Annotated in this window: 25 protein-coding genes; 18 read left to right on the top strand and 7 right to left on the bottom strand. The window is 64.8% G+C overall.

The features are described from left to right. Nucleotides 1-80: 80 nt before the first annotated feature. Nucleotides 81-1,025, bottom strand: coding sequence for a serine hydrolase family protein (locus H7J93_RS12360; RefSeq protein WP_267306569.1), 945 nt, complete (start codon nucleotides 1,023-1,025; stop codon nucleotides 81-83). Nucleotides 1,026-1,333: 308 nt separating this feature from the next. Between H7J93_RS12360 and rplS the strand changes: the two genes are divergently transcribed. The 4 genes from rplS (at nucleotide 1,334) to H7J93_RS12340 (ending at nucleotide 3,758) form a co-directional block, all read left to right on the top strand. Beyond that, nucleotides 1,334-1,675, top strand: a complete 342-nt coding sequence (gene rplS, locus H7J93_RS12355; protein ID WP_067092307.1) for a 50S ribosomal protein L19 — start codon at nucleotides 1,334-1,336, stop codon at nucleotides 1,673-1,675. Between the two features lie 86 nt (nucleotides 1,676-1,761). Continuing rightward, nucleotides 1,762-2,583 (top strand): signal peptidase I, encoded by an 822-nt coding sequence (lepB, locus tag H7J93_RS12350; protein ID WP_267306984.1) that lies wholly within the window; start codon nucleotides 1,762-1,764, stop codon nucleotides 2,581-2,583. 9 nt (nucleotides 2,584-2,592) lie between these two features. Beyond that, nucleotides 2,593-3,336, top strand: coding sequence for a ribonuclease HII (locus tag H7J93_RS12345; RefSeq protein ID WP_267306568.1), 744 nt, complete (start codon nucleotides 2,593-2,595; stop codon nucleotides 3,334-3,336). A gap of 116 nt (nucleotides 3,337-3,452) precedes the next feature. Then, a complete protein-coding gene (locus H7J93_RS12340) occupies nucleotides 3,453-3,758 on the top strand; it encodes a DUF2469 domain-containing protein (protein WP_083149988.1) in 306 nt (101 codons plus the stop codon). A gap of 4 nt (nucleotides 3,759-3,762) precedes the next feature. On the opposite strand, the gene H7J93_RS12335 is transcribed toward H7J93_RS12340, so the two are convergent. Further along, nucleotides 3,763-3,999: a hypothetical protein gene (locus H7J93_RS12335; protein WP_267306567.1), complete on the bottom strand. Its 237-nt coding sequence runs from the start codon at nucleotides 3,997-3,999 to the stop codon at nucleotides 3,763-3,765. Between the two features lie 431 nt (nucleotides 4,000-4,430). Between H7J93_RS12335 and H7J93_RS12330 the strand changes: the two genes are divergently transcribed. The 7 genes from H7J93_RS12330 to H7J93_RS12300 are packed head-to-tail and all read left to right on the top strand — an operon-like array spanning nucleotide 4,431 to nucleotide 12,445. Further along, nucleotides 4,431-5,621 carry an MCE family protein gene (locus H7J93_RS12330; protein WP_267306566.1) on the top strand — a complete coding sequence of 397 codons (1,191 nt, stop codon included), beginning with the start codon at nucleotides 4,431-4,433 and terminating at the stop codon, nucleotides 5,619-5,621. After that, nucleotides 5,618-6,643 (top strand): MCE family protein, encoded by a 1,026-nt coding sequence (locus H7J93_RS12325; protein WP_267306565.1) that lies wholly within the window; start codon nucleotides 5,618-5,620, stop codon nucleotides 6,641-6,643. Before H7J93_RS12330 ends, H7J93_RS12325 begins: the two co-directional genes overlap by 4 nt. After that, the gene (locus H7J93_RS12320; RefSeq protein ID WP_267306564.1) at nucleotides 6,643-7,752 is read left to right on the top strand and encodes an MCE family protein; all 1,110 of its coding nucleotides are present in this window, start codon (nucleotides 6,643-6,645) and stop codon (nucleotides 7,750-7,752) included. Before H7J93_RS12325 ends, H7J93_RS12320 begins: the two co-directional genes overlap by 1 nt. Then, nucleotides 7,742-9,151, top strand: coding sequence for an MCE family protein (locus tag H7J93_RS12315; protein ID WP_267306563.1), 1,410 nt, complete (start codon nucleotides 7,742-7,744; stop codon nucleotides 9,149-9,151). The genes H7J93_RS12320 and H7J93_RS12315 overlap by 11 nt, the downstream gene beginning before the upstream one ends. Nucleotides 9,152-9,153: 2 nt before the next feature. Continuing rightward, nucleotides 9,154-10,320, top strand: coding sequence for an MCE family protein (locus tag H7J93_RS12310; RefSeq protein WP_372507883.1), 1,167 nt, complete (start codon nucleotides 9,154-9,156; stop codon nucleotides 10,318-10,320). Further along, nucleotides 10,320-11,966 (top strand): MCE family protein, encoded by a 1,647-nt coding sequence (locus H7J93_RS12305; RefSeq protein WP_267306561.1) that lies wholly within the window; start codon nucleotides 10,320-10,322, stop codon nucleotides 11,964-11,966. The genes H7J93_RS12310 and H7J93_RS12305 overlap by 1 nt, the downstream gene beginning before the upstream one ends. After that, nucleotides 11,966-12,445: an Rv2253/PknI dimerization domain-containing protein gene (locus tag H7J93_RS12300; RefSeq protein WP_372507882.1), complete on the top strand. Its 480-nt coding sequence runs from the start codon at nucleotides 11,966-11,968 to the stop codon at nucleotides 12,443-12,445. Before H7J93_RS12305 ends, H7J93_RS12300 begins: the two co-directional genes overlap by 1 nt. On the opposite strand, the gene H7J93_RS12295 is transcribed toward H7J93_RS12300, so the two are convergent. Next, complete coding sequence (locus tag H7J93_RS12295; protein WP_267306559.1) at nucleotides 12,429-13,535, bottom strand: NAD(P)H-dependent amine dehydrogenase family protein; 1,107 nt, start codon at nucleotides 13,533-13,535, stop codon at nucleotides 12,429-12,431. The two genes, H7J93_RS12300 and H7J93_RS12295, sit on opposite strands and share 17 nt — an antisense overlap. Nucleotides 13,536-13,642: 107 nt before the next feature. On the opposite strand from H7J93_RS12295, the gene H7J93_RS12290 reads away from it, so the two are divergent. From H7J93_RS12290 to H7J93_RS12270, 5 genes are read left to right on the top strand one after another with little or no spacing between them, the layout of a single operon-like run. After that, entirely contained in the window at nucleotides 13,643-13,897 is a 255-nt protein-coding gene (locus H7J93_RS12290) for a hypothetical protein (RefSeq protein ID WP_267306558.1), read from the top strand. Further along, nucleotides 13,882-14,955, top strand: a complete 1,074-nt coding sequence (locus H7J93_RS12285) for an NAD(P)H-dependent amine dehydrogenase family protein (RefSeq protein ID WP_267306557.1) — start codon at nucleotides 13,882-13,884, stop codon at nucleotides 14,953-14,955. Before H7J93_RS12290 ends, H7J93_RS12285 begins: the two co-directional genes overlap by 16 nt. Before the next feature lie 18 nt (nucleotides 14,956-14,973). Beyond that, complete coding sequence (locus tag H7J93_RS12280) at nucleotides 14,974-16,020, top strand: LLM class flavin-dependent oxidoreductase (RefSeq protein WP_267306556.1); 1,047 nt, start codon at nucleotides 14,974-14,976, stop codon at nucleotides 16,018-16,020. Beyond that, a complete protein-coding gene (locus tag H7J93_RS12275; RefSeq protein WP_267306555.1) occupies nucleotides 16,017-17,213 on the top strand; it encodes a cytochrome P450 in 1,197 nt (398 codons plus the stop codon). The genes H7J93_RS12280 and H7J93_RS12275 overlap by 4 nt, the downstream gene beginning before the upstream one ends. A 3-nt stretch (nucleotides 17,214-17,216) precedes the next feature. Next, nucleotides 17,217-18,116, top strand: coding sequence for an SDR family oxidoreductase (locus H7J93_RS12270; RefSeq protein ID WP_267306554.1), 900 nt, complete (start codon nucleotides 17,217-17,219; stop codon nucleotides 18,114-18,116). 16 nt (nucleotides 18,117-18,132) lie between these two features. Here the strand turns inward: H7J93_RS12270 and H7J93_RS12265 are convergent, their stop codons facing one another. The 4 genes from H7J93_RS12265 to H7J93_RS12250 all read right to left on the bottom strand — a co-directional run bounded on the left by H7J93_RS12265 (nucleotide 18,133) and on the right by H7J93_RS12250 (nucleotide 21,776). Continuing rightward, on the bottom strand, nucleotides 18,133-19,476 hold the full coding sequence (locus H7J93_RS12265) for a TetR/AcrR family transcriptional regulator (RefSeq protein ID WP_267306553.1): 1,344 nt from the start codon (nucleotides 19,474-19,476) through the stop codon (nucleotides 18,133-18,135). A gap of 97 nt (nucleotides 19,477-19,573) precedes the next feature. Then, on the bottom strand, nucleotides 19,574-20,122 hold the full coding sequence (locus H7J93_RS12260; protein ID WP_267306552.1) for a nuclear transport factor 2 family protein: 549 nt from the start codon (nucleotides 20,120-20,122) through the stop codon (nucleotides 19,574-19,576). 14 nt (nucleotides 20,123-20,136) lie between these two features. Continuing rightward, nucleotides 20,137-20,793, bottom strand: a complete 657-nt coding sequence (locus H7J93_RS12255; RefSeq protein ID WP_267306551.1) for a nitroreductase family protein — start codon at nucleotides 20,791-20,793, stop codon at nucleotides 20,137-20,139. 8 nt (nucleotides 20,794-20,801) lie between these two features. Continuing rightward, nucleotides 20,802-21,776: an SDR family NAD(P)-dependent oxidoreductase gene (locus H7J93_RS12250; RefSeq protein ID WP_267306983.1), complete on the bottom strand. Its 975-nt coding sequence runs from the start codon at nucleotides 21,774-21,776 to the stop codon at nucleotides 20,802-20,804. A gap of 184 nt (nucleotides 21,777-21,960) precedes the next feature. Here H7J93_RS12250 and H7J93_RS12245 point away from each other — a divergent pair, with 184 nt between their 5' ends. Both H7J93_RS12245 and H7J93_RS12240 read left to right on the top strand, forming a co-directional pair. Then, nucleotides 21,961-23,607 (top strand): nitric oxide reductase activation protein NorD, encoded by a 1,647-nt coding sequence (locus tag H7J93_RS12245; RefSeq protein WP_267306982.1) that lies wholly within the window; start codon nucleotides 21,961-21,963, stop codon nucleotides 23,605-23,607. Nucleotides 23,608-23,760: 153 nt separating this feature from the next. Further along, nucleotides 23,761-24,606 (top strand): CbbQ/NirQ/NorQ/GpvN family protein, encoded by an 846-nt coding sequence (locus tag H7J93_RS12240; RefSeq protein WP_267306550.1) that lies wholly within the window; start codon nucleotides 23,761-23,763, stop codon nucleotides 24,604-24,606. The last annotated feature ends 8 nt before the right edge of the window (nucleotides 24,607-24,614 follow it).

Here is a 24,614-nt window from a genome sequence, read left to right as displayed (position 1 = left end):
CCGCGTTAATTATTGCCGCCGCGAATAATCCACCAGCGCGACAGCCAGTGCCCACTTTTGTCCGACTTCGGCGTGGCGAGCTAGATACGGCCGCCAGGGAACATCGTCTTGATCGCCTGCGTGATCGTGTTGCGGGCGGTGACGTCGTCGGTCGGTTGCATGGCGCCGATCGCCATGACGTATCGGCGATCGGGCCCGATCACTCCGGTCGACAAGTGCACCCAGTCACCGGCACCCCAACAGCAGAACCAGCCCTGCTTGACCGCCACGCGCTCGTTGTAGAAGCCCTCAGGGATGCCGAACCGTTGGGGGTAGACGCCGCCGGGCACGGTGCCGTCGGGCGCGGTCGGAGTGGAGGCCGCCAGGTTCGAGAGGATGACGCTGGCCTGCTCGGGCGGCAATCCGCCTGCGCCTGAGAGCAGCTCGTCGTAGTACCGAACGAGGTCTGCCGTCGTGCTCAGGGTGGTGTACCAGCGCCCGTCGTATGGCGTCGTCGTCGACTTGAGCCCGTATCGCTCGGTGACCCGCGAAATGATCTCGCTGCCTCCGCTGCGATTCCAGAAGACCTCGGCCGCGCTGTCGTCGGAAGCCCGCAGCATGTAGTCGAGCGCCTTGCGGTCGTCGGGGGAGAGCTCCACTTCACCGCGGGACTCCTGAAGCAGCAGGTCATCGGCGATGAACAGCTTCGACACCGACGCGATGGGCATCGCCCTGGAGTCGCCGCTGGAGACGATCTGGCCGGTGTTGCGGTCCAAAACCGTGAGCGTGATGTCGGCGCCGGCCTCCTCGGCCTGGGCGACAGCCAGCTGGGCCCGCTGTTCGAGGCCGGTGAAGGCGGCCGCAGGCTCGTCAGGCGGGGCTTCCGGCAGGGGCGCCATCCGGCCCTGCGGCACGACCACGGTCAGTTGCGGGCCGGCGGACTCCGGAGCCACGCCATAGACCCGTGCCTCACAACCGTTGACCAATGGGGCGGCGACGACGACGATCGCAGTCGCCGTGACCAGCTTCGATAGCCGGCGTCGCATTGGCCTCCCTTGCCTTGCCACAACTCAAATTCCCGCCCTATCAGCCTAACTCCAGCCTTGGCCCGACGCTTGGTTAGGTAGGCTTCGTGTTCCGCAGTGAACGCTGGCTACCGATCAGGCCGACCGAGGTCACCGGATTTCACTGGATCGGGGCTCATCTGGCACAATTGAGCAGTTGTCTGCGTGCGGCGAGTACTCCGCCCACCGCGAGATACACCCCGATACACCCGATAGACCGGCTCAGCGCCGCGAGTAAGAAGCGCGACAGCACGCCCGCAGCCGGCCAACAGCAAGGAAGAGTGTCACCGATGAACACGCTGGACTTCGTCGATCAGACGTCGCTACGCGACGACATCCCGGACTTCGGCCCCGGCGACACGGTGAATGTGCACGTCAAGGTCATCGAGGGCTCCAAGGAGCGCATCCAGGTCTTCAAGGGCGTCGTCCTGCGTCGCCAGGGCGGTGGCATCCGCGAGACGTTCACCGTGCGCAAGGAAAGCTACGGCGTCGGTGTCGAGCGGACGTTCCCCGTGCACTCGCCGAACATCGACCACATCGACGTCGTCACCCGCGGTGACGTGCGCCGCGCGAAGCTGTACTACCTGCGCGAACTGCGCGGCAAGAAGGCGAAGATCAAGGAGAAGCGCTGACCGTGTCCGGCCGCCGACGCGCAGGGTGCTGACGCGTGGCAGCCGACGACCGGGGCGACGAGCATCGCGCTGGCTACCCTGATGCGGTGACCGAATCCAGCGATCCCGATGGGCCGGCCGAGGGTTCGACCGACGTCTCCAATTCGGCGGACGACGCCGAAGAGCCGAAGAAGAAACACGGCGCCCTACGCGAGTTCGCGATTCTCATCACCATTGCGTTGGTGCTGTACTACGTCATGCTGACGTTCGTCGCGCGCCCGTACCTCATTCCGTCGGAATCGATGGAGCCCACCCTGCACGGCTGCCCGGGGTGCACCGGTGACCGGATCATGGTGGACAAGCTGACCTATCGTTTCTCCGAGCCAGAGCCGGGCGACGTCGTTGTCTTCAAGGGCCCGCCGAACTGGAACATCGGCTACAAGTCGATCCGGTCCGACAACACCCTGGTGCGCTGGCTGCAGAACGGGCTGTCCTTCATCGGCTTCGTCCCGCCGGACGAGAACGACCTGGTCAAGCGTGTGATCGCGGTAGGCGGTCAGACGGTCGAATGTCGTGTCAACACCGGCCTGACGGTCGACGGCAAACGCCTCGACGAGCCGTACCTCAACTTCGACACGATGAATGTCGAGCCCTCGAATCCGTACGCCGCCTGTCTCGGCAATGAGTTCGGGCCGGTGACCGTTCCCGAAGGCAAGGTCTGGGTGATGGGAGACAACCGCACCCATTCCGCCGATTCACGCGCACACTGCACCAGTACGCCCACCGATGCCCAACGTGGGGTGCTGTGCACGGGTGACCCGCAGGCCGGCACGGTGCCGATAGAAAATGTGATTGGAAAAGCACGGTTCATCGCCTGGCCCCCGTCGCGATGGGGTGGTGTAGGCAGCGTGAACCCGCAGACCCAGTAGGAGTTGCATTTGCCGGCGACATGGCCTCCGCGAACGGTGATCCGGAAATCCTCTGGACTGCGCACGCTGGAGTCTGCGCTGTACCGCAGTGGGCTGGGACCGGTGGCGGGCGTGGACGAGGTCGGGCGCGGGGCCTGTGCGGGCCCATTGGTGGTGGCGGCATGTGTGTTGGGGCCGAACCGGCTGGAAAGCCTTGCCGCGCTTGACGACTCCAAGAAACTCAACGAGCGCGAGCGCGAGCGCCTGTTCCCGCTCATCCGTCGGTATGCGCTCGCCTACCACGTCGTCTTCATTCCCTCGGCGGAGGTGGATCGCCGCGGTGTACACGTGGCGAACATCGAGGGCATGCGACGTGCCGTGGCCGGCCTGTCCGTGCGGCCCGGTTACGTGTTGTCGGACGGATTCCGCGTACCGGGTCTGCCGATGCCGTCGCTGCCGGTCGTCGGCGGTGACGCGGCCGCGGCGTGCATCGCCGCCGCGAGCGTGCTGGCGAAGGTGAGCCGTGACAGGCTCATGGTGGAGATGGAGGCCGAACATCCTGGCTACGGCTTCGCCGAGCACAAGGGCTACAGCACGCCCGCCCACAGCGCCGCACTTGCGGAGCTGGGTCCGTGCAGCGAGCACCGGTATTCGTTCATCAACGTCCGGCGGCTTGTGGCGGTCGACGGCCAGCTGGGCACCGAGATGGGTGCCTACTTGGTCCCCGACGTCGACCTCGAGGGCGAACCCGAGCAGCAGAGCCAATTCGGGTAGGGGAGGATTGGAGTCGCGATGAGCGCTTGCGTGACATGGGGCCACCCCTTCGGGAGGTTGGGGTTCCCACCCCGCGGGGCCGGAGAGCGAGACGGACATGAAGGACGATTGAGCAGATGAGTGCCGAGGATCTCGAGAAGTATGAAACCGAGATGGAGCTCTCGCTCTACCGCGAATACAAGGACATCGTCGGGCAGTTCAGCTACGTCGTGGAGACCGAGCGCAGGTTCTACCTCGCCAACAGTGTCGAGCTGGTGCCCCGCAACTCCGACGGCGAGGTCTATTTCGAGCTGAGGCTGGGCGACGCCTGGGTGTGGGATATGTACCGGCCCGCGCGCTTCGTCAAGCAGGTTCGCGTCATCACCTTCAAGGACGTCAATATCGAAGAGGTCGAGAAGCCCGAGCTGCGGCTGCCGGAGTAGCCCCTCACGGGCCTTGATGTCCGAATCCCGCGGCGCGGAATCGGTTGGAGAACAACAACTCTCCCTTGGTAGGCATCGCTGCGCGTTGTGGCTTCGGCAGCGTGCCGACAAATGCGCCGCACGTTTCGAGGGCGCGGAAGCGTTCGAGCTGATAAGCGGACTTCTTGAACTGCCAGTCTCTATTCTCGCTAATATTGCAAAGTTGGCGGCTCAAAGCCCACGCCTGGGTCATCATGGTCATCAGGGCGGAGGAGACCGGGGACACCGGGCGTCGAGCGGTTACGGCGCCGTCGGTGCGGTCGACAGTGAGGTTCGTAACCTAACTTTTGCTCCATCTTCGCAATGTTGAATTGGCGCACGACGAATTCAGTGGCGACGTTTCAGGAACAAGACAGAAAACTCAATGCTGTCTCATTTTTAGGGGTTGAAGTGCATCGCAGCATATGAGAGCCTTGCACAGCAAACCTAGAACAGCCGGAATATTGACCTCAGCGTCATCGGATTCGAGGTTGGATGCGATGTCGAACAACGGAAACATTGACCCAAAGATATGTTCCCAAGTAGAGTCCTGCGCGGACTTCGGACGCACGCTGGAGGTGGGACAGGCTTGTCTGGCCGAGCGGCGGGGCGCCTGCTCACGCGGCCCCGACGCCCGTGTGGAGGCGGTCGCTGATGCGAAGTGCCGTGCGCCCGCTGATCGGTTTGGCTTCCATCGCCCTCATCGTCGTGGTGTTTCTGGTCGCCGCGAATCTGTTCCGGGGAGGGTTTTCCGACAGTGTCCCGGTGACTGTCCTCTCCGATCGCGCCGGACTGGTGATGAACCCCGACGCGAAGGTGCAAGTACGTGGGGTGCAGGTCGGCAGGGTGGCGTCGATCGAAGAGTTGCCCGGCGGCCAAGCGGCCCTTCATCTGGCGATGGACCCGTCGCGGCTGGACGCCATCCCAGCCAACGCACTCGTCGACATCGCATCGCCGACGGTCTTCGGCGCCAAGCAGGTTCAGTTCGTCTTTCCGCCCGACCCCTCCCGCGAGTCGTTGCGGGCCGGCCAGGTGATCGACGCGCAGCGCGTCATGATCGAGGCGAATACCGTCTTCGAGCAACTGACATCGTTGTTGTCGACCATCGAACCTGCCAAGCTGAACGCCACTCTGAGCGGGATCGCCTCTGCGCTGTCAGGCCGGGGCGAGAAAATCGGGCAGATGCTGTCGGACCTTGACTCCTATCTCGCGAAGCTCGAGCCGACCCTGCCGGCGCTCAGTCACGACCTGGAAGTCGCACCGGACGTCGCTCGCGCATATGCCGACGCAGCAGACGATTTCGTGACCATCGCCGACCGCGCATCGCGAATCAGCGACTCGATCGTCGACGAACAGAACAATCTCGATGCCGCGCTGGTCAGTGTGATCGGCCTGGCGGATATCGGCAATCAGGTGATCGGCGAGAACCGCCAGCCGCTCACCGAGGTGCTGCATCTGCTCGTGCCCACCACTGACTTGGCCAGCGAGTACGGCGAGGCCTTGTGGTGTGGGTTATCCGGAATACTCGAGTTGTCCAGACGCCCGCCGCTGAACGAGCCGGGAGTGACCGTGCTGGCGGGATTCCTATGGGGGCAACAGAATTACCGTTACCCACAGGATCTGCCCAAGGCGGGCGCGAAGGGCGGACCCCAGTGCACCGGCCTGCCGAATATGCCGTTCGGAGCCGCCCCGCCATATGTGGTCGCCGACACTGGAACCAACCCGTGGCGGCGCACCTACCCGGGCATCGTGCTCAACTCCGACCTGATCAAACAGATCATGTTCGGTGACACCGAGACTTCTGGCCCCCCGCGTAACAGCGCGCAGATCGGACAGCCGGGATGAGGCGTTCACTGCGGTCCACGCTGATCAAGTTCGGCATGTTCGTCGTCGTCATGATGTTGCTGACGGCATCGCTATTCTTCATCTTCGGCCAGTATCAAACCGGCTCCACGAAAGACTATTCGGCGGTGTTCGCCGACGCGTCGCGGCTCGAGGCGGGTCAATCGGTACGTGTGGCCGGTATGAGAGTCGGCACGGTCAAACGCATCAAACTCCAACGCGACAAATCCGTCCTCGTCACCTTCGACGCAGATCCGGGCGTGCGGCTCACCACCGGCAGCCGTGCCGCGGTGCGTTACCTCAACCTGGTCGGTGACCGCTATCTGGAACTCATCGAGGGCACCGACGGCACCCCACTACCCCCGGGATCGCAGATCCCGAAGGAGCGCACGCAGGCCGCGCTGGACCTCGATTTGCTGCTCGGAGGGCTCAAACCCGTTATCCGGGGACTCAATCCGCAGGACGTCAACGCGCTGTCGGCTGCGCTGATTCAAATATTCCAGGGGCAAGGCGGCACTCTACAGTCGTTGTTCTCCAACACCTCGGGGTTCACTGCGGCGCTGGCCGAACACAACCAGACCATCCAGGCGTTGATCGACAATCTGCGCACCCTGTTGGCGACCCTGACGAAAGAGGGGGACAAGTTCTCGGGCACGATCGACCGGCTCGAGAAGCTGGTCACCGAGCTCGCCGCTGAAAAGGATCCGATCGGCGAGGCGATCGAGTCGTTGAACAACGGATCCGCCTCGATCGCCGACCTTCTCGGTGACGCGCGGCCTCCGCTCGCGGGAACCATCGATCGGCTGAACGTGCTGGCCTCCAATCTCGACAATCAGAAGGACCGACTCGACACCAGCCTGAAGAAGGCTCCCGAGAACTACCGCAAGCTGATCCGTACCGGTTCCTACGGCAGCTTCTTCAACTACTACATCTGTGAACTGAAATGGCGGGTCACCGACCTGCAAGGCCGCACAGCGGTCTTCCCGTGGCTCAAGCAGGAGAACGGGAGGTGCACCGAACCCTGATGCTGAAATACCGTGGAAAGCAACTCATCCGGGCGGGATTCATGGGCGTCGTCCTCGCCATCCTCGTCATTGCCGTGGGCCTGGCGCCGGAACGGTTGGTGTCGTGGGCGACGGCGATCCGCTACCAGGCGCAGTTCGCCGACGCGGGTGGCGTCGTCGTCGGTAACGACGTGACGATCTCAGGCATCAAGGTGGGCACCATCTCAGACGTCGCGCTTCAGGGGCGCAATGCTCTGGTGACGTTCACCATCGACGGGTCGGTGCAGCTGGGTTCGGATACCACCGCCCACATCCGCACCGGGACGCTGCTGGGTGAGCGGGTGCTGACGTTGGAGTCCAAGGGCGAAGGCACGATGCGACCCCTGGAGGTCATCCCTGCATCGAGGACGGCCTCGCCGTATTCGTTGACCGAAGCTGTGAACGAGCTGACGTCGAACACCGCGGGCACCGACATCGCATCCTTGAACCAGTCCCTGGACACGCTGTCGTCGACGCTGGATCAGGTTGCGCCGCAACTGGGTCCGACCTTCGAATCGGTGACCAGCCTTTCCCGTGCGCTCAACGACCGCGACGACACGTTGGGTGCATTGCTCGAAAACGGTGCGGACGTCACCAAGATCCTCGCCGACCGCAGTCAACAGGTGAACACTCTGCTGCTCAACGCCAACGACCTCATCGCGGTGTTGTCGGAGCGCCGGTATGCGATCGTCGAGTTGCTGGCCCACACGTCCGCGATGGCCACCCAGCTGTCCGCACTGATCCACGAGAATGAGCAGGAGCTCGCGCCCACGCTGGACAAGTTGAACGCGGTGACGGCGGTCCTGGAGAACAACCGCGACAACATCGCCAAGGCCCTTCCGGGGTTGGCCAAGTTCCAGACCACCCTCGGCGAGACCATCGGCAACGGTCCGTACTACCAGGCTTACATCCCGAACATCATTTTCGGCCAGCTGCTGCAACCATTCCTGGACTACGCGTTCGGCTTCCGTCGTGGGGTCAACGCGGGTCAACCCCCGGACAACGCGGGTCCACGTGCCGAACTTCCATTCCCCTACAACGGAATTCCCGGTCCGGGGGAGCAGTGGGGACACCGCCGTGATGACCGGTAACCGAATCGTGAGGCTCGCGCTGGCGGCTGCGTTGGTCGTCGCGCTCATCGGCGGCGCCGCCATTGTCATTCGGCAGACCTTCTTTCCCTCGACAACCATCACCGCCTACTTCACCACCGCCACCGCGGTGTACCCCGGCGACGAGGTCCGCATCGCCGGGGTGAAGGTGGGCTCCATCGAGTCGATCCAGCCGGTCGGGACGCAGGCGAAGATGACCTTGCGCGTCGAGAACGGCATCCGCGTCCCGGCCGACGCGAAGGCGGTGCTCGTCGCGCAGAACCTCGTCTCGGCGCGTTACGTCCAGCTCACCCCGGCGTATGAGTCCGGACCGGCGATGAGCGACGGGGCGGTCATCCCGATCGAGCGGACCGCCGTGCCGGTCGAATGGAACGAGGTCAAGGAGCAACTGACGCGACTGGCAACCGAATTGGGGCCAACCAACGGTATGTCGACGGGTTCGGTCGGGCGCTTCATCGACAGCGCGGCCACCGCGATGGACGGCAACGGCGAAAAGCTGCGCCAGACGCTGGCGCAGCTGTCCGGCGTGGGGCGGATCCTCGCCGACGGAAGTGGCGACATCGTCGACACCATCGCGAACCTGCAGACCTTCGTCACCGCACTGCGCGACAGCAACGAGCAGATCGTCCAGTTCCAGGACAGGTTCGCGACCCTGACCAGTGTCGTGAACAACAGCAGGTCCGATCTCGACGCGGCGCTGAAGAACCTGTCGGACGTGGTCGGGGAGACGACGCGATTCATCAACGGCACGCGCGACAAGACGGCCGAGCAGATCCAGCGGCTGGCCAACGTCACCCAGACCCTTGCGGACAACCGAATGGCGCTGGAGAACGTCCTGCACATCGCGCCGCACTCGATCGCCAACGCCGTCAACATGTTCGACCCGCGGACCGGGGCAGCCAGCGGGGTGTTCGTGTTCAACAACATGTCGAATCCGGACTGGGCTCTTTGCGGCATGGTCGGCGCCCTCGAGAACGTCACCGCGCCCACCTCTCGTAAGCTGTGTTCGCAGTACCTGAGCCCGGCATTGGACCGGCTCAACTTCAACAACCTGCCGTTTCCGTTCAATCCGTTCCTGACGGCGAACCCGCCGCCATACATGCTTCGCTACAGCGAACCGAGGCTGATGCCAGGAGGCGATGGCGAGGCGGACCCGCCGGAACCCCCACCGGCCGTGTCCGCGTTCACGGGGTTGGACGGCGACGTCCCGCCGCCACCGGGCTTCGGTCCGCCACCCGGTCCACCACCCGGCCCGCTGCCCGGTGCCGCTCCGGCGCCACCCACGCCCAGCCTGCAGAGCATGTTGCTGCCCGCCGAAAGGCCGCCTGCGCCAGGTGAAGTGCCTGCCCCGCCGCCACCCGCTGACGGGACACCGCCATGACCGTGCTCAGAGTCGGCCGACGTGTGCTGGCGGTCGCCTTCGCGATGATGGTGACCGTCACCGGATGTGCGTTCCAAGGAGTCAACTCCCTGCCGCTGCCCGGTGCGGTCGGACGGGGTGGTGACGCCGCGGTGTATCACGCCGAACTGGCGAACATCGGTACGTTGGAGTCGAATTCGCCGGTGATGATCGACAACGTCGTGGTGGGCAGCGTCGGGAAGATGACGCTGCGAGGTTGGCACGTCGATCTCGAGCTGAACGTGAAGCCCGACGTCGTCGTGCCCGCCAACGCTGTGGCGACCGTCGGGCAGACGAGCCTGTTGGGCTCCATGCACGTGGCCCTCGACCCGCCGGTGGGGCAGGCACCCGCCGGTCGGCTGAAACCAGGGTCGACGCTCGGGCTGAGCGAGACATCGACGTATCCGTCGACAGAACAAACGCTGTCGTCGGTCGCCGCGGTCGTCAACGGCGGCGGGCTGGGCCAGATCGGCGACATCATCCACAACTTCAACGCCGCGCTGTCCGGGCGCTCCGACGCCGTTCGGGATCTGATCAACCGCCTCGACACGTTCGTCGGAACGCTGTATCAGCAGCGGGACAACATCATTGCGACCATCGAGGAGCTGAACCGGTTCGCGCAGCGGCTCGGCAGTCAACAGGAGACGCTCACCCGCACCTTGAACAAGATCCCGCCGGCGTTGGACGTCCTCTTGCGCGAACGACCGCGGTTCACGACCGCGCTCGTGGAGCTGGGCCGCTTCAGCCAGACGGTGTCCGGGTTGGTCAACGACACCAAGGCCGACCTGGTGAAGAACCTGCAGAACCTCGAACCCACGCTGAAGGCCCTCGCCGATGTCGGACCCGGAATCGACACCGCCCTCGCGTTCCTCCCGACCTTCCCGATGAGCCAGAACCTCATCGACCGCGCTGTCCGCGGTGACTACGTGAACCTCTTCGTCACGGTTGACTGGACGAATCCACGACTCAAGCGGGGGCTTTTACTCGGTACCCGGCTGGGGCAGGACCGAGCGTCGCTGATCCCTGCCCCAGGTGACCCCGGCTACGACGCCTACTACACGAAGTTCCCGCTCGGTGTGGGGACTTCACCGCCGTTCGGTCCGATCCCCAACGTTGATCCCGCCCCGTGGGACCCCGGCGGTGGTGGCTGATGCTGTCACGCTTCGTCCGGATTCAGTTGGTCATCTTCACGATCGCGTCGATCGTCGGCGTTCTGGTGATGGTGTTCGCCTACATGCAGGTGCCCACACTGCTCGGCGTCGGCAAGATCACGGTGACACTCGAACTGCCGTCCTCCGGTGGCCTGTACCGGTTTTCGAACGTGACGTATCGCGGCGTGCAGGTCGGCAAAGTGACCGCGATGGACGTGTCCCGCAGCAAGGCCACGGCGACACTGACGCTCGACACCTCACCGAAGATCCCCGCGGATCTGGAGGCGGAGGTACGCAGCGTCTCGGCGATCGGCGAGCAGTACGTCGAGCTGCTGCCGCGCACCGATTCGCCGCCCTATCTACATGACGGCTCAGTGATCGCCATGAGCGACACCAAGATTCCACAACCGGTCAGCCCGATGCTGGATCGCGCCAACGACCTGATCCAGAGCATTCCCAAGGACACGTTGACCGGGCTGATCGACGAGTCGTTTCTGGCGTTCAACGATGCCGGTTTCGATCTCGGCTCGCTGTTCGACTCGTCGGCACAGATCTCCGCCGACCTGAATCGGACAGCCGATCGCTCCACCACGCTCATCGAAGACTCGCAGCCACTGCTGGATTCGCAAGCCGCGACAACCGATGCGCTGCGCTTGTGGGCGCGAAGCCTCGCAGGAATCACCGATCAGGTGGTGGTGAACGACCCGCAGATTCGGTCGCTGCTGCAACAGGGTCCGGATGCGGCCAACGAGGTCTCGCGGCTGTTCGATCAGATCAAGCCGACCCTGCCGGTGCTGCTGGCCAATATGACCACATTCGGCAAGGTGGCGGTCACGTACCGGCCCTCGCTCGAACAGGTGTTGGTACTGCTGCCACCGTTCGTCGCCAACGCCCTGTCATCTGCTCCCGAGAACAATCCGACGGGAATTCCGCTGGGCGACTTCCGTATCTCACTCACTGACCCCAACCCGTGCACGGTGGGGTTCCTCCCGCCGTCGCAGTGGCGTAGCCCGGCCGATCAGACCACGGTGGACACGCCGGACGGCATCTACTGCAAGCTACCGCAGGATTCACCGATCGAGGTGCGGGGTGCACGCAACGCGCCGTGTATGGGAGTACCGGGCAAGAGGGCGCCGACGGTGGAGGAGTGTTACAGCGATCAGCCCTACAAGCCGCTTGCGATGCGCCAGCATACGGTTGGCCCCTACCCGATGGATCCGAATCTGATCGCGCAAGGCGTTCCGCTCGACGATCGGGTCACTTTCCAGGAGAACATCTACGCGCCGATCCAGGGCACGCCATTACCGCCGGGGGTAACACCCGCGCCCGCGGGCGTTGCGCCGGCACCGCCGATGGCTGCGCCATTGCCTCCGGGAATACCGCCGATGCCGGGTTTACCGGCGACGGCCGCACCGACTGGGCCACCACCTCCCGGTCCGCTGGCCGGCGCCGTGCCCGCCACGCCAAGTTCGTTGGTTCCCAACGCTTCCGGACCGAATCCTTCGGTAGGTCCTTCGGTAGCGATCGCGCACTACGACCCCGCCACCGGCCAGTACGCCACACCCGACGGCACCGTCGCCAGGCAGACCGACCTCGCCGAGCCGCCGTCGACCTGGCAGGACCTGATGCTCGGGGGAATGCCGTGATCCGCGCCCTGGTAATCGCTGCGACGGTGATCGCGGCGTGGACGACGTGCGGGGCTGCTCCGGCCGCGGCGCAGGACGAGGAGGCGATCAACGGGACGTTCATTGCTTTTTCGGACGGGCAGTGGGCCAAGACCAACGACTCGTACCACCCCGAGCGCAGTGTCACGCAGACATGGACGATCACGTCCTCCTGCACGACGTATCAGGATTGCACGGGTCGTGTGACGAGCGACCACGGTTGGAGCGGTGACCTCGTGTTCATGAGCGGACGATGGAAGGTCAGCCACGTCGTGGAGAACTGGGAGCCGTGCATCGACGGCACAGCTCATCCGGGCACGCAGTCGTTTGTCTTCTGGCGGGGTTATCCAGACAGCAGCCAGTACCTGGGCTGGGACAGGACGGTGGGTCCCAGCGGGGCCTGCGGCTTCAACAAGGTGCTCGACATCGAGATGCCGCTGAAGCTCACCCGTGTGGGCTGAACGCGTGCTGCGGAATCGTCAACGGCAGATCGACTGAGCTGAGTAAACCTGGTTGCGCGGCAATGACATACGGGATGGCGTTCACGACACGCATGGCGGTGGCCACCATCGCGCCCGCCCCTGAGGTCATGCTCTCGATGCCCGCTTTCTTGCGATCACGGAGTGTCACATCGTAGGTGCAGTCGATGTCCGGTGTGCCGGTGATGACCACGCGGTAGCCGAGGGCATTCGGCAGCGTCGGCCAGTCGGGTGCGACATCGGGAGCCAGCCGGGTGACGTGCTCGATGACAATGGCCTCGCGGCCATCCACGACACCGATCGCCTGCATGCGCAGGGCGCCGCAGGTGCCGGTGTCCACCGTGCCCATCGCCACTTCCAGCGTCCGGTTCGTCACCGCGCGGTCGAATTTCTCCCTCACCTCGGTCACCTCGACGCCGAGCGCGTCGGCGATCATGCGAATCTGGCCCTGCCACTCGCCGGCAATGGCACCCGGGAGGCTGATCCACGGCTGGTAATCTAGCGGACGGCCGAATCCCATTGCGTCGCTCATGATGTCGGGCACACCGTAGTCGTCGTAGAGGCCGATCTCGTAGGCGTGGATCTTCTCGATTCGCGACGATTGGGTGGCGAGCACCAGGGGCAGGTAGTCGGCGGCGAAGCCGGGTTCGATACCCGATGCGTACAGCGACACCTGCCCTTCCTTGGCGGCGGTGACGAGTTGATCGCGCCATTCGGCGGGCTCATAGGCATGCGGGTTGACCAGCCGGGTGGTGCTCGTGGTCACGACGTTGATCCCGGCGGAGAGCAGCTTCACGTAATCGGGGATCGCCAGCGCATCGCGTTCGGGACCGCTGGCCGCGTAGATGACGCAGTCGGGTTTGAGCGCGATGAGTGCGTCCGCGTCGGCGGTGGTGGACAGCCCGATCGGTTCGCCGTTGGCGAGTTCACCGGCGTCCTTACCGTCCTTGTCGGGGGAGTGCACCCACACGCCGACGAGTTCGAGGTTCGGTCGCTCCTGGATGGCGCGGATCGCGATCGAGCCGATGCCACCGGTGGACCAGACCACGACGCGATGCTTGCCCTCTGCCATCTTTCCTCCTCGTCGAGACCCCCGGACCACGATTTAGAATAGCAATCACTATTACAACGGAGCAGAACAAATGTTAGGTTATAGTCGGTCGGCGTGACCACCCCCTGTTGGATCCGGCGCTGGTGCTCACCCTGCTGTTCGACATGTGGGCGCCCGACCTCAGCGCATTGCGTGAGACGCAGGGTCCGTACCGGATCTTCACCGTCGACGGGGCCGCCGCGTACATGCGGGGCGGCCGTCCGCTTCCGCTGCTTCCACTGTGCGGCGGTGTCCCGCCGGACATCGCCTGGCCGTATCTGGAACGCGCTGTGATGGCGGCCAACGTGCCTGACCATAAGGAGGACTCGTGTCAGCACCGCTGAGAACCGTGGTGTGGTCGACCGGCGGAGTCGGATCGATTGCCATCGACGCGGTCCGCGGCCGACCAGACCTGGACCTGGTCGGGGTGTGGGTGCACTCGCAGGAGAAGGTGGGCAAGGACGCGGGCGTGCTCGCGGGCATCGCGCCGATCGGCCTCAGTGCCACCAACGACGACGCGGCACTGATCGCGCTGCAACCCGACTGCGTGGTGTATGCCGCCAGCGGTCCCGAACGCGACGCGGCCGCGGTGTCCGACTACGTGAAGCTGCTCGAAGCGGGTATCAACGTCGTATCGACGTCGTCAACCAGCCTGGTGTATCCGCCGTCGTACTACTCACCGCAGTGGCGCGAGCAGATGGAAACCGCTGCGAAATCGGGAAATGCGTCGTTCTACGCATCCGGCATCTTCCCCGGGTTCGGCTCCGATCAGCTCGCGCTGATGCTTTCCACGCAGTCCAAGAAGATCCGCTGCCTCAAGGTCACCGAGGTCGCACTCAACGACCACTACCCGGTCGCCGACGTGATGATGAACGGAATGGGTTTCGGCCACCCGCTGGACTTCGAACCGCTGCTGAAGACCCCCGGCTTCATCGAAATGGCCTGGCGGGCACCAATCCATCTGATCGCGGCAGGACTCGGGGTCGAGGTCGAAGAGATCCGCGGAACTCTCGACCGGAAAATCACCGACAGGGATATCGAGGTGGCGTTCGGCACGATCAAGGCGGGGACCTGCGGTGCGGTGAGCACCCGGGCTGCGGGCGTGGTGAACGGACGCGAAGCCATCGTCGTCGAGCACATCATCCGGATGGCGCGCGATGTCGCACCGGAATGGCCGGCATCGGAGTTCGACGCGACATACCGCGTCGACATCGAAGGCGATCCCGACATTCACTGCGCGATGAATGTCGGCGCCGCGGAGGGACATGCCGCAGGCCACGCCGCGATGTCGGCCACGGCGATGCGGGTGGTCAACGCGATTCCCTACGTGGTCGACGCGCCGCCGGGCCTGCTGAGCTCGCTCGATCTGCCGAACACGTTGCCGCGTCACGCATTCGAATGAGTTGAAGGGAGACCGCCAGTGTTCTCGATACGGTTCGACATGCGCGCACCCGCCTTCGGCGCACCGACGACGGACCTGTACGCGGCGGCCATCGACATGTCGGCGTGGGCTGAGGAGCACGGTTGCCTCGCAGCCGTTCTGTGTGAGCACCACGGCTCCGAGGACGGCTACCTTCCGGCGCCGCTGGTGCTGGCGGCTGCCATCGCGGCCCGCACCGAACGGCTGGTGCTCAGCCTGGTCGTGATCCTACCCTTCTACGATCCCGTCCGGCTGGCCGAAGAGATGGCGGTCCTCGACATCATCAGCAGGGGACGGGCATCCTATGTATTCGGAATCGGCTATCGGCCCGAGGAATTCGAACATTTCGGCCTCGACGTGAAGCGCCGGGGCAGGCTCGCCGACGAGAAGCTCGATCTGCTGCGCAGCCTGCTCACCGGCCAGCCGACCGTGCATGACGGCCGCCGTATCTTCGTGTCGCCGCCACCGCAGACCCCCGGCGGTCCGGCGCTGATGTGGGGTGGTGCGAGCATCGCGGCCGCTCGGCGGGCCGGCCGATACGGCCTCGGCCTGCTCGCCAACGGCACCGTCGCCGGTATGCAAGAGGCGTACGAATCCGCGTGCCGCGAACACGGTCACGAACCCGGTGCAGCGCTGCTGCCCCCGCCGGACACGCCCACCGTCACCTTCGTCGCCGATGATGTCGACGCCGCATGGAACGAGATCGGTGAGTACCTGCTCCACGACGCCCGAATGTACGCGCAGTGGAATCCGGGTAACGAGGTCTCCGCAGGCATCTCGAATGCGGGCGATGTCGCGAGCCTTCGAACGGACTTCCCCTCACACCGAATCATCAGCGTCGACGAGGCTGTAGAGATCGTTCGCCGCGGAGGAATTCTCAACCTGTCCCCGCTGTGCGGCGGTATCCCGCCAGACCTTGCGTGGCCGTATCTCAAGCGGGTGGGCGAACAGGTACTGCCTGGGGCCGCGCGTTCCAACGACTCATCGCCCGACGGACTCAGTGATGCATTCACCGATCTGATGACCAACCAGAGGAGCAGTCGATGACCGGCGCCAGCACCACCGAGTTGTATTACGACCCATTTGACTTCGACATCGACGACAATCCTTATCCGATCTGGCGGCGGATGAGGGACGAGGCTCCGCTGTATTACAACGAGAAGTACAACTTCTATGCCCTGAGCCGCTATGACGATGTCGCGCGCGAACTTCACCACTGGGATACCTATCGCTCGGGCAAGGGCACCACGATGGACATCATCATGAGCGGTGTCGAGGTACCACCGGGAGTGATCCTCTTCGAGGACCCACCACTTCACGACATCCATCGGCGGGTCCTGTCAAAGGTTTTCACGCCCCGTCGGATGGAGGCCATCGAGCCCCTGGTCCGTCAGTACTGCATCCGTGCACTCGATGCACTGGAAGGCGCGTCCAGTTTCGACTTGATTGCGGACTTCGGGGCGCTGATCCCGATGCGGACCATCGGATATCTGCTCGGCATACCCGAAGAAGGTCAGCAGCAGATCCGGGACAACACCGATGCATCGATCGGTCTGAAAGATGGCAGTTTCCAGTCGGTGTCGGCCGCCACCTTCGAAAACGCATACCAGCTGTTCGCCGACTACATCGAATGGCGAGCCGAACATCCGGCCGACGACTTGATGACACAACTGCTCAACGCGGAGGTCGAAGAAGACGGCGAGCTGCGACCGCTGACCCGTATCGAGGTGCTGACCTATACCAGCATGATCGCCGGGGCGGGCAACGAGACCACCACCCGGCTGATCGGCTTCATCGGCCAACTCCTCGCCGAACACCCGGACCAGCGGCGTGAACTCGTGGACGACTTTTCGTTGATCCCGGGCGCTATCGAGGAAGTGCTGCGTTTCGAGTCGCCGTCGCCGGTGCAGGCACGCCATGTGGCCCGGGATACCGAAGTTCACGGCCAATCCGTTGTCGAGGGATCGATCATGTTGCTGCTCAACGGTTCAGCGAACCGTGACGAACGGCGCTATCCCAGCGGTGAGAGTTTCGACATCCACCGGACCGGATCCCATCTGTCGTTCGGTCAGGGACTGCACTTCTGCCTGGGGTCGTCGCTTGCTCGAATGCAGGCGCGGGTCGCACTCGAGGAGATGCTGTCACGGTGGCCCGAATGGGACGTCGACTTTGACAATGCCGCGATGGCGCACACGTCCAGCGTCCGTGGGTGGGGTCGCCTGCCCGTCATCACGCGATAGCCCATGAACAGCGCCAATGGAGGTTCACGGAGCGTCGTCATCACCGGTGCGTCACGCGGTCTCGGGCTCGCCTCCGCGTCGCTTCTCTACCGCCAGGGGTGGACGGTCGTGGCGGCAATGCGGTCGGTGGAGTCGGGTTTGGACAGACTGCGCGAGATGACAGGCGCAAGCCGCGACGACGGCCGCCTCCTTGGCGTCCGACTCGACCTGACCGATCCCGATTCGATCGAGCAGGCCGCTTCGACGATCACCGCCACCGTCGGCGCGCCATACGGACTGGTGCACAACGCCGGGATATCGGCCGCAGGCATGGTCGAAGAGACGCCGCTCGATCTGTGGGAGCGGATGTTCGCCACCAACATCTTCGGCCCGGTGGCGCTGACGAGGGCGCTCTTGCCGTCGATGCGCACGGCGGGGCGCGGGCGAATTGTGCTGGTGTCCAGCGAAAGTGGAATCCGCGGCATGCCCGCCACCGCACCGTATTCTGCGGTGAAGGGGGCACTGGAGCGATGGGGCGAGTCGATGGCCGGCGAGGTTGCGCCGTTCGGGATCGGCGTGACGATCCTGGTGGCGGGCACCTACGACACCGAGATCATCACCGACGAGGGCACCACCGACTCCCGCGATCTCGCCGGGCCGTACGCTCGGCACCACAAGACGATGGACAAGCGCGGCCGCTACGCGATGAAGGTGGCGGCCCGCCCACCGGAGAAGTTCGCCGTCGGTCTGGCCAAGGCGCTCGATAGCCGCAAGGCCTTTGTGCGGCGATCGGTCGGACCGGATGCGCGGATGCTGTTGTTGGCGAACAAGTTCATGCCCTCAGTGGTCATGCATCACATGATCCGCGTGATGATGGGCATCCCTCGCTTCGGTGCGCTGCGGGACCATCGCGGATCGGACTGACAGCTGTTCGTCGTCATCAGACCTTACGCACGCTGATGCCCCGCAGGGTGGTGTCACGAGCCAGGAGCAACGCATTACGCGTGCCGATTCGCTGCAGGATGTTCTCCGGTATCCACTGCTCACCGATGATGCACCGGGCCAACATGTCGGCGGCCGGACTGTCTTTACGTATTTCCCCTGCTCGAATACCTTCGGAGAGCAGCGCTTTCATCTGCCGAATCCGTGTCGTGAACGACCACGCGGGATTGGCGGTGTCCGGGGGAGTGTGGCGTAGCCACGCCAGCTGAATGCGGAACTCGTCGGGGAACTGGTCGAGCGCGTTGATGTTCAACCAGCTCAACGCATCAAGCTTCTCGATCGTGGTGGAGTCCGACCGCACGATGTCCGTCCACGCGCCGCCGACCTTGTGCCCGAACTCCAGCATGATCGACATCAGCAGTTCGTCTTTCGAGCCGATGACGCGGTAAACGGTGCCGGTGCCCAGGCCTGCGGCGGACGCGATGTCGCGGATGGTCGTCATCTCGTAGCCGCGCCGGCCGAATTCGGAGCGGGCCACGGCGCGCACGTGCGCGGCCTTGAGGTCGCTGTCGTCCTCGGTGTCCACCCAGCTCTTGATGACCTCCTCGGCGGCCGCGAACGCGTTCGACTTGTCGAGGTCCGCATCGGAGGGCATATCGACCGCGAGGCCTTCGAGGGCGATGTGGCTCTTGAGCGTCGCCACCTCATCCGGTGAGGCCTTGTGCCGAACGACGTCCAGGCCGCTGTGCAACATGCTCTGGCATACCCGGTCGGCCAGGGTGGGAAGGTCGAGATCGCCTCGGATGTAACCGCTCCAGCGTCCGGCCCGAAGCGCCTGCAACATCGCGGTCTGGATGGCCGTCGGCGGGCGTTGGGTCAGTTCCATCAACTCGGGATCTGAGCTCGGCCCCTCGTAGAACGACATCTGCAGGGCGGCCCCGTGTTCGGCCGCGCAGCGTGCGATCGCGCAGCCAAGCTCGGTGATCTGCTCGGCGACCGGACGGGGGTCCGCCTCATCGAGGCGCATCAACGCCTCCTCGCCGACGCGGTCCAGGTCGGCGTGGTAGCGCCTGATCAGCTCGACCAGGATCGCTTCCTTGGAGTCGAAGTGGTGATAGAGGCTGCCCGCAAGGATGCCCGCAGCATCTGCGATCTGCTGCAACGACGTGCGAAGTCCGGTGGTGGCGATGACCGAGTTCGCGGTCTTGAGGATCTCCGTGCGCCGTGTGGCGTCGCCAGCTGGTTCATTGCTGATGGCCGTGAGTTTCGGGGCACGCTTGCCCCTCTTGACCGCGGGTCGTCCGCTCCTCGGAGTCCGCCCCACGGCGTCGGCATTGGCCATCGCTACCTGCGTACCTTTCCTGGGGTGGTCGGCCCTGACAACTGCAAGCAGATCCTACCGACCCCCGCCGAAACTGCGGGGACGCCGCAGGGGCCGCTCATGACAACGCGTCCGTGCGTGAGGCGACCAACGGGCGGTCATACGACGGATCCGTCGTGTCATGCGTGGCGACCTTCATGGAGCCGGCCATCATCGCGATCACCTCGTCGGTGATGAACGACGTCGACTCCGCGTTCCACTCGACGACGCACACCCGGTCGACGATCGCCCACCGGCCGTCGCGACGTTCCAGCCGATCCACATACCGGCCGCCCGAGAGCGTCATGTGGTTGGCGGGCTCACGGTCGGTCCCGACGAAGAGGTAATAGGTTTCCGCGTGCGCTTCGTCGCCGTTGAGATCGACGGTGTGGTTCAGCAGATAATGCTGGTAACGGGTCTGGGTCGAGTGGTATGCGAACGCCCAGTCGATGAAGTCGTCGACCTCGCCGATGAATCCGACGTGATCGTCGACGGCGCCGTCGTGATAGGCCGACCGGAGTAGGGCCCGGTCACGTCGGTCCATGCCACGCGCGTAGCGCATCATGCACTCGCGGATCTGCTCGCGATCCTCCAGCCGGGCAACTCTTTCAGCCAGGTCGTCGCTCATCTTCGTCCTTTCCATCAGTCGTCTTCCCCATGTCGTCCCTCCCAACCGTTGATGCCGATGACCTCGTCGATCGCACGGCGGGGTGCCGCCCTGAACCGGAAGCCGTCGCGCAGGCGTCCCACGGGGAGCAGACAGCCCTGGGTGAACGACTCGGGAATGCCGAGCAAGTCCCGCACTTCCGCCTTGTGGTGCAAGTGCAGGGTCGTGATGCAGGTCCCGTACCCGCGGCTGTGCAGCGCCAGGGCGAAGTTCCACACCGCGGGAAAGATCGAACCGTAAAGAGTTGCCAAATAGAAGGATTCGTCACCCGCTGTTCTCGGCATCGTGGCTTCGTAACAGGGAATCACCAGCGCGGGGATGTCCGCCAGGTGCTCCACGAGCCACTCGGTAGACGACATCAGTTTGGCTTCGGAGGTGCCCGCGGGCATCAAACCGGAGATCATCTGGCCGCCCACCTTCGCCAGATAGGCGGTGCGATAGAGATCGGCGATCTTGTCGCGCAACACTTTGTCGGTGACGACCACCCAGCGCCACGACTGCTGATTGGAGCCGTTCGCGGCCTGCAGTCCGATGCGCAGGCAGTCGCGGATGACGTCGATTTCGATGGGTGCGTCCAGATCGAGTGCCTTGCGAGCGGATCTGGTCGTCGTGAGAAGTTCGTCGATATCCACGGCGGTTTCTATCTCTTCGTCGGCTCGGGAAAGGCGACCTCGGCGTTGTCGGGCATCGCGCTGATGCCGAGGCGGTCGCAGACTTCGAGTACCTCGTCGACGATCGAGTCGGGCACGGTGAACTTGTCGGTCGCCGACACCTCATCGAGGTGCGTGGCGATGTCCTCGGCGGTCGGTTCGGTCCCTGCGTCGGCCAGCCAGCCCTCGCCGAGCCCGACGAATACCCGGGCGTAGCGTCCCGCGCACGCCGAGTAGTTGTGGTGGGTGCAGTCGCAGGTGCGGCTGGCCAGGAAGACCACGAGCGGTACGACCAGCTCGGCACGAATGGCGCGCATGAAACCCGACTCTTCGAGGAACTTCTCGTCACCGACCGTCTCGGTGACCATCCTCGAGAAGCCGGTCGGCAGAACGGTGTTGGAGAGAATTCCGTGTGCCGCACCCTCGATCGCGATGACATTGGACAGGCCCACGAGGCCGGTCTTTGCGGCTGCGTAGTGGGCCTCCATCGGCTGGCCGAAGTTGCCCGCCGACGACGAGATGAACACGAACCGGCCGTAGTTCTGTCTCATCATCACCTTGAACGCGGGCTGGCTCAGGTAGAAGCCGCCGTCGAGGTGCACCCGCAACATGCGCCGCCAGTCGTCGGGGGAGAGCGACTCGAACGGGATGCTGTTGAAGATTCCGGCGTTGCTGACCACGGCATCCAGCCGCCCGAAGGTGTCTACCGCGGTGTCGACGATCGCCTGGCCGCCCTCGGGACTGTCCACCGAATGATGCGATGCGACCGCCTGTCCGCCCGCTGCCCTGATCTCGTCGACCACCTGATCGGCAACGGCGGTATCCGCGCCCTCGCCACCCATGGTGCCTCCGAGGTCGTTCACGACCACCGCCGCACCCCGTCGGGCCAGGTCCAGTGCGTACAGCCTGCCCAGTCCACGGCCTGCCCCGGTCACGATCGCGACCTGGCCTTCGAAGTCGATCACCATGTACTCCTTGCTGATTCGGCGCTCGTTCTGCTCACCGATCGGCACGTCTGCGTCAAGCCTGCATTTGATTGACTCCAGTACGACCGGACTCTACGGTGGAACAGATATTTGGTCAACGGTGGACTGGTCGGAGGTGGCTGTGGCGAACAACGCCGGTGGCGACCACCTGCAGGCGCTGGGCATGTTGGCGTCCGCGCTCGCCGGTCGACCCGTCGCGGTGGCACCCCTCGACCCCGGCGAGCCGTCGTGGACCGACGGACAGTCCATATTCGTCGATCCCGCCGCACCCGCGCGCGAGAATCTGGAATCGGTCGCGGCTCATGCCTCACTGATCGCGGCGGGCAGCCTCGCCCCCGACATCGTGGGCGCATTGCTTCGGCATCCCCGGGTGGCCGAACGCTATCTGACCGTCGAAGGACATCGGGCTCTCGCCGCCAACGCCGATGTGTTGCCGGGTGTGCTGTGTTCGTTCGCCGACGCCGAAACAGGGGGCCGTAGCGACTCCCCAGAGTCCTCGCTCGCCATCGCGTCGGGTAAGGATCCGCTCGACGATCCGCCGACCACATTCGGTGTCATTCGGCCCAAGAAGGTGCTTGCGGTCGGCGTCCGAGCGGCCGAGCAGGTGGACCACGACTCCGTGGCGCACGTTCCCCGGCGCGAAAGCAAGGAAGCCCTCGAAGAACTCGATGACGGTGAGGTCGACGACAGCGGCGACCCCGATCTGTTCACCAATCCGGTTGGCGGGGGCGGATTCATCGGCAAGTGGTTGAAGAAGATGTTGTCGTCGGCGCGGAAGTCGGGAAGCAGCGGCGGCGGACCGCCGGGCGCCGATTCGCCGACCCATCGCACCAATTCGGCGAACCGAGGCGCGTTCGCGGTGTCGTCCACGGCCAGAACGTCGGCCGAGGACGTCGCCGACATCGAGGCGCACGGTCTGAAGTATCCGGAGTGGGACGCCGATCGGAAGAGCTACCGGCCCGACTGGTGTACCGTGCGCGAGATCGAACCGCGGATCAAGCCGTCCGCGCCGCAGGCCATTGAGGCCGCCATCGGGGTGCGCCGCCCCCTGGCGCGTCTCGGTATGGGCTTGCATCGCCGGCATCGACAGGCCCAGGGCGACGACATCGACATCGACGCGTCGGTTGAGGCGCGTGTGGAGGTGCGGGCCGGATCCGTGCCCGACGAGGCCGTGTATCTCGACAGTCTGCGGCGTCGCCGTGACCTGTCAGTGCTTCTGCTGCTCGATGTTTCGGGCTCGGCGGCGGAACCGGGAACGGTGGGACGGACCGTTCATCAGCAGCAACTCGCGGTGATCACCGATCTCACCGTCGCGCTGCATGACCTGGGTGACCGCGTGGCGCTCTACGCGTATTACTCACAGGGCCGTGCAGCGGTGAACATGGTGCCCGTCAAGAGATTCGACGACCACCTCGACGCGCGGGTGATCCGACGCCTGAACAGCCTGGAGCCGGGTGCGTATTCGCGTCTCGGGGCCGCTATCCGCCACGGTTCCGCTGTCCTGGAGACGCGTGGCGGCACGTCGCGGCGCCTGCTGGTCGTCGTGTCTGACGGACTGGCATACGACCACGGTTATGAGCGTGCCTACGGAGCCGCCGACGCGAGGCGCGCGCTGACCGAAGCGCGTCGTCGGGGGACCGGCTGTGTATGCCTGACGGTGGGAGCAGGCACCGATATCGCGGCCTTGAAGAAGGTTTTCGGAAGTACGGCGCACGCGACCATCGCCCGACCCGAACAACTGGCGAGCATCGTCGGACCGCTCTTCCGATCGGCCGTTCGTTCGGCGGAAGTACGGCGCCGTGCATCGTGACTTTGCTTGTGCGCCAACGCTGGAAGCCCCAAGTGCGGCCACCGAAGGCGTTATCGGCACTGCGGATCGGAACACCCGACATCCTTGAAACAAACATCTGTTCCGTCTAGGCTTTGACTCAACGCAACGACGCGGGGCGACGAAAGGGGCGCTATGGGCACCGAGTCCGGGCTCGCGTATCAGAATGGCGCCATGCCGCAGGTCGACCCTTCGCGCCCGTACTACCGGGCGGTGGGCAACGAGGAGGCCGTCTTCAAGGCGGCGTATCACCAAGGCCTGTCGCTGGTCCTGAAGGGTCCGACCGGTTGCGGCAAGACGCGCTTCGTGGAGGCGATGGCGTACGACCTCGGCCGCCCACTGATCACCGTGGCCTGCCACGACGACCTCACCACCGCCGATCTGGTCGGTCGATATCTGCTGCGGGGCGATGAAACGGTATGGGTGGACGGGCCGCTGACCCGCGCGGTGCGAGAGGGCGCGATCTGCTACCTCGACGAGGTCGTCGAAGCCCGTCAGGACACCACGGTCGTGCTGCATCCGCTCGCCGATTACCGCCGGCAACTGCCCATCGAGCGGCTCGGGATCACGCTTGACGCGGCGCCGGGGTTCGGCCTGGTCGTGTCCTACAACCCCGGCTACCAGAGCGTCCTGAAGGACCTCAAGGACTCCACCAGGCAACGGATGGTCGCCATCGAGTTCGATTTCCCCGAGCCCGAGGTCGAAGAGGGGATCGTTGCCCACGAATCGGGCGTGGACCGGGCGACCGCTGCCGAACTGGTGAAATTCGGGCAGGCCATGCGCCGGCTCGAGACCGGCGGATTGCGCGAGGTCGCCTCGACACGGGTGCTCATCGCGGCGGGACGGCTCATCGCCGAGGGCCTGACCATGCCCGATGCCGCCAGAGCCGCGATCGCGGGGCCGCTCACTGATGACGCGTCGGTCGGGCGTGGTCTCAACGAGATGATCGACGTCTACCTCGGTACCCCCGACGTCCGTTGACGCTGCGA

This window comes from Mycobacterium barrassiae (assembly GCF_025822765.1).
Taxonomy (GTDB): domain Bacteria; phylum Actinomycetota; class Actinomycetes; order Mycobacteriales; family Mycobacteriaceae; genus Mycobacterium; species Mycobacterium barrassiae.
Note: the sequence above shows the minus strand (reverse complement) of the source record. Positions and strands in the feature narration are given on the sequence as shown.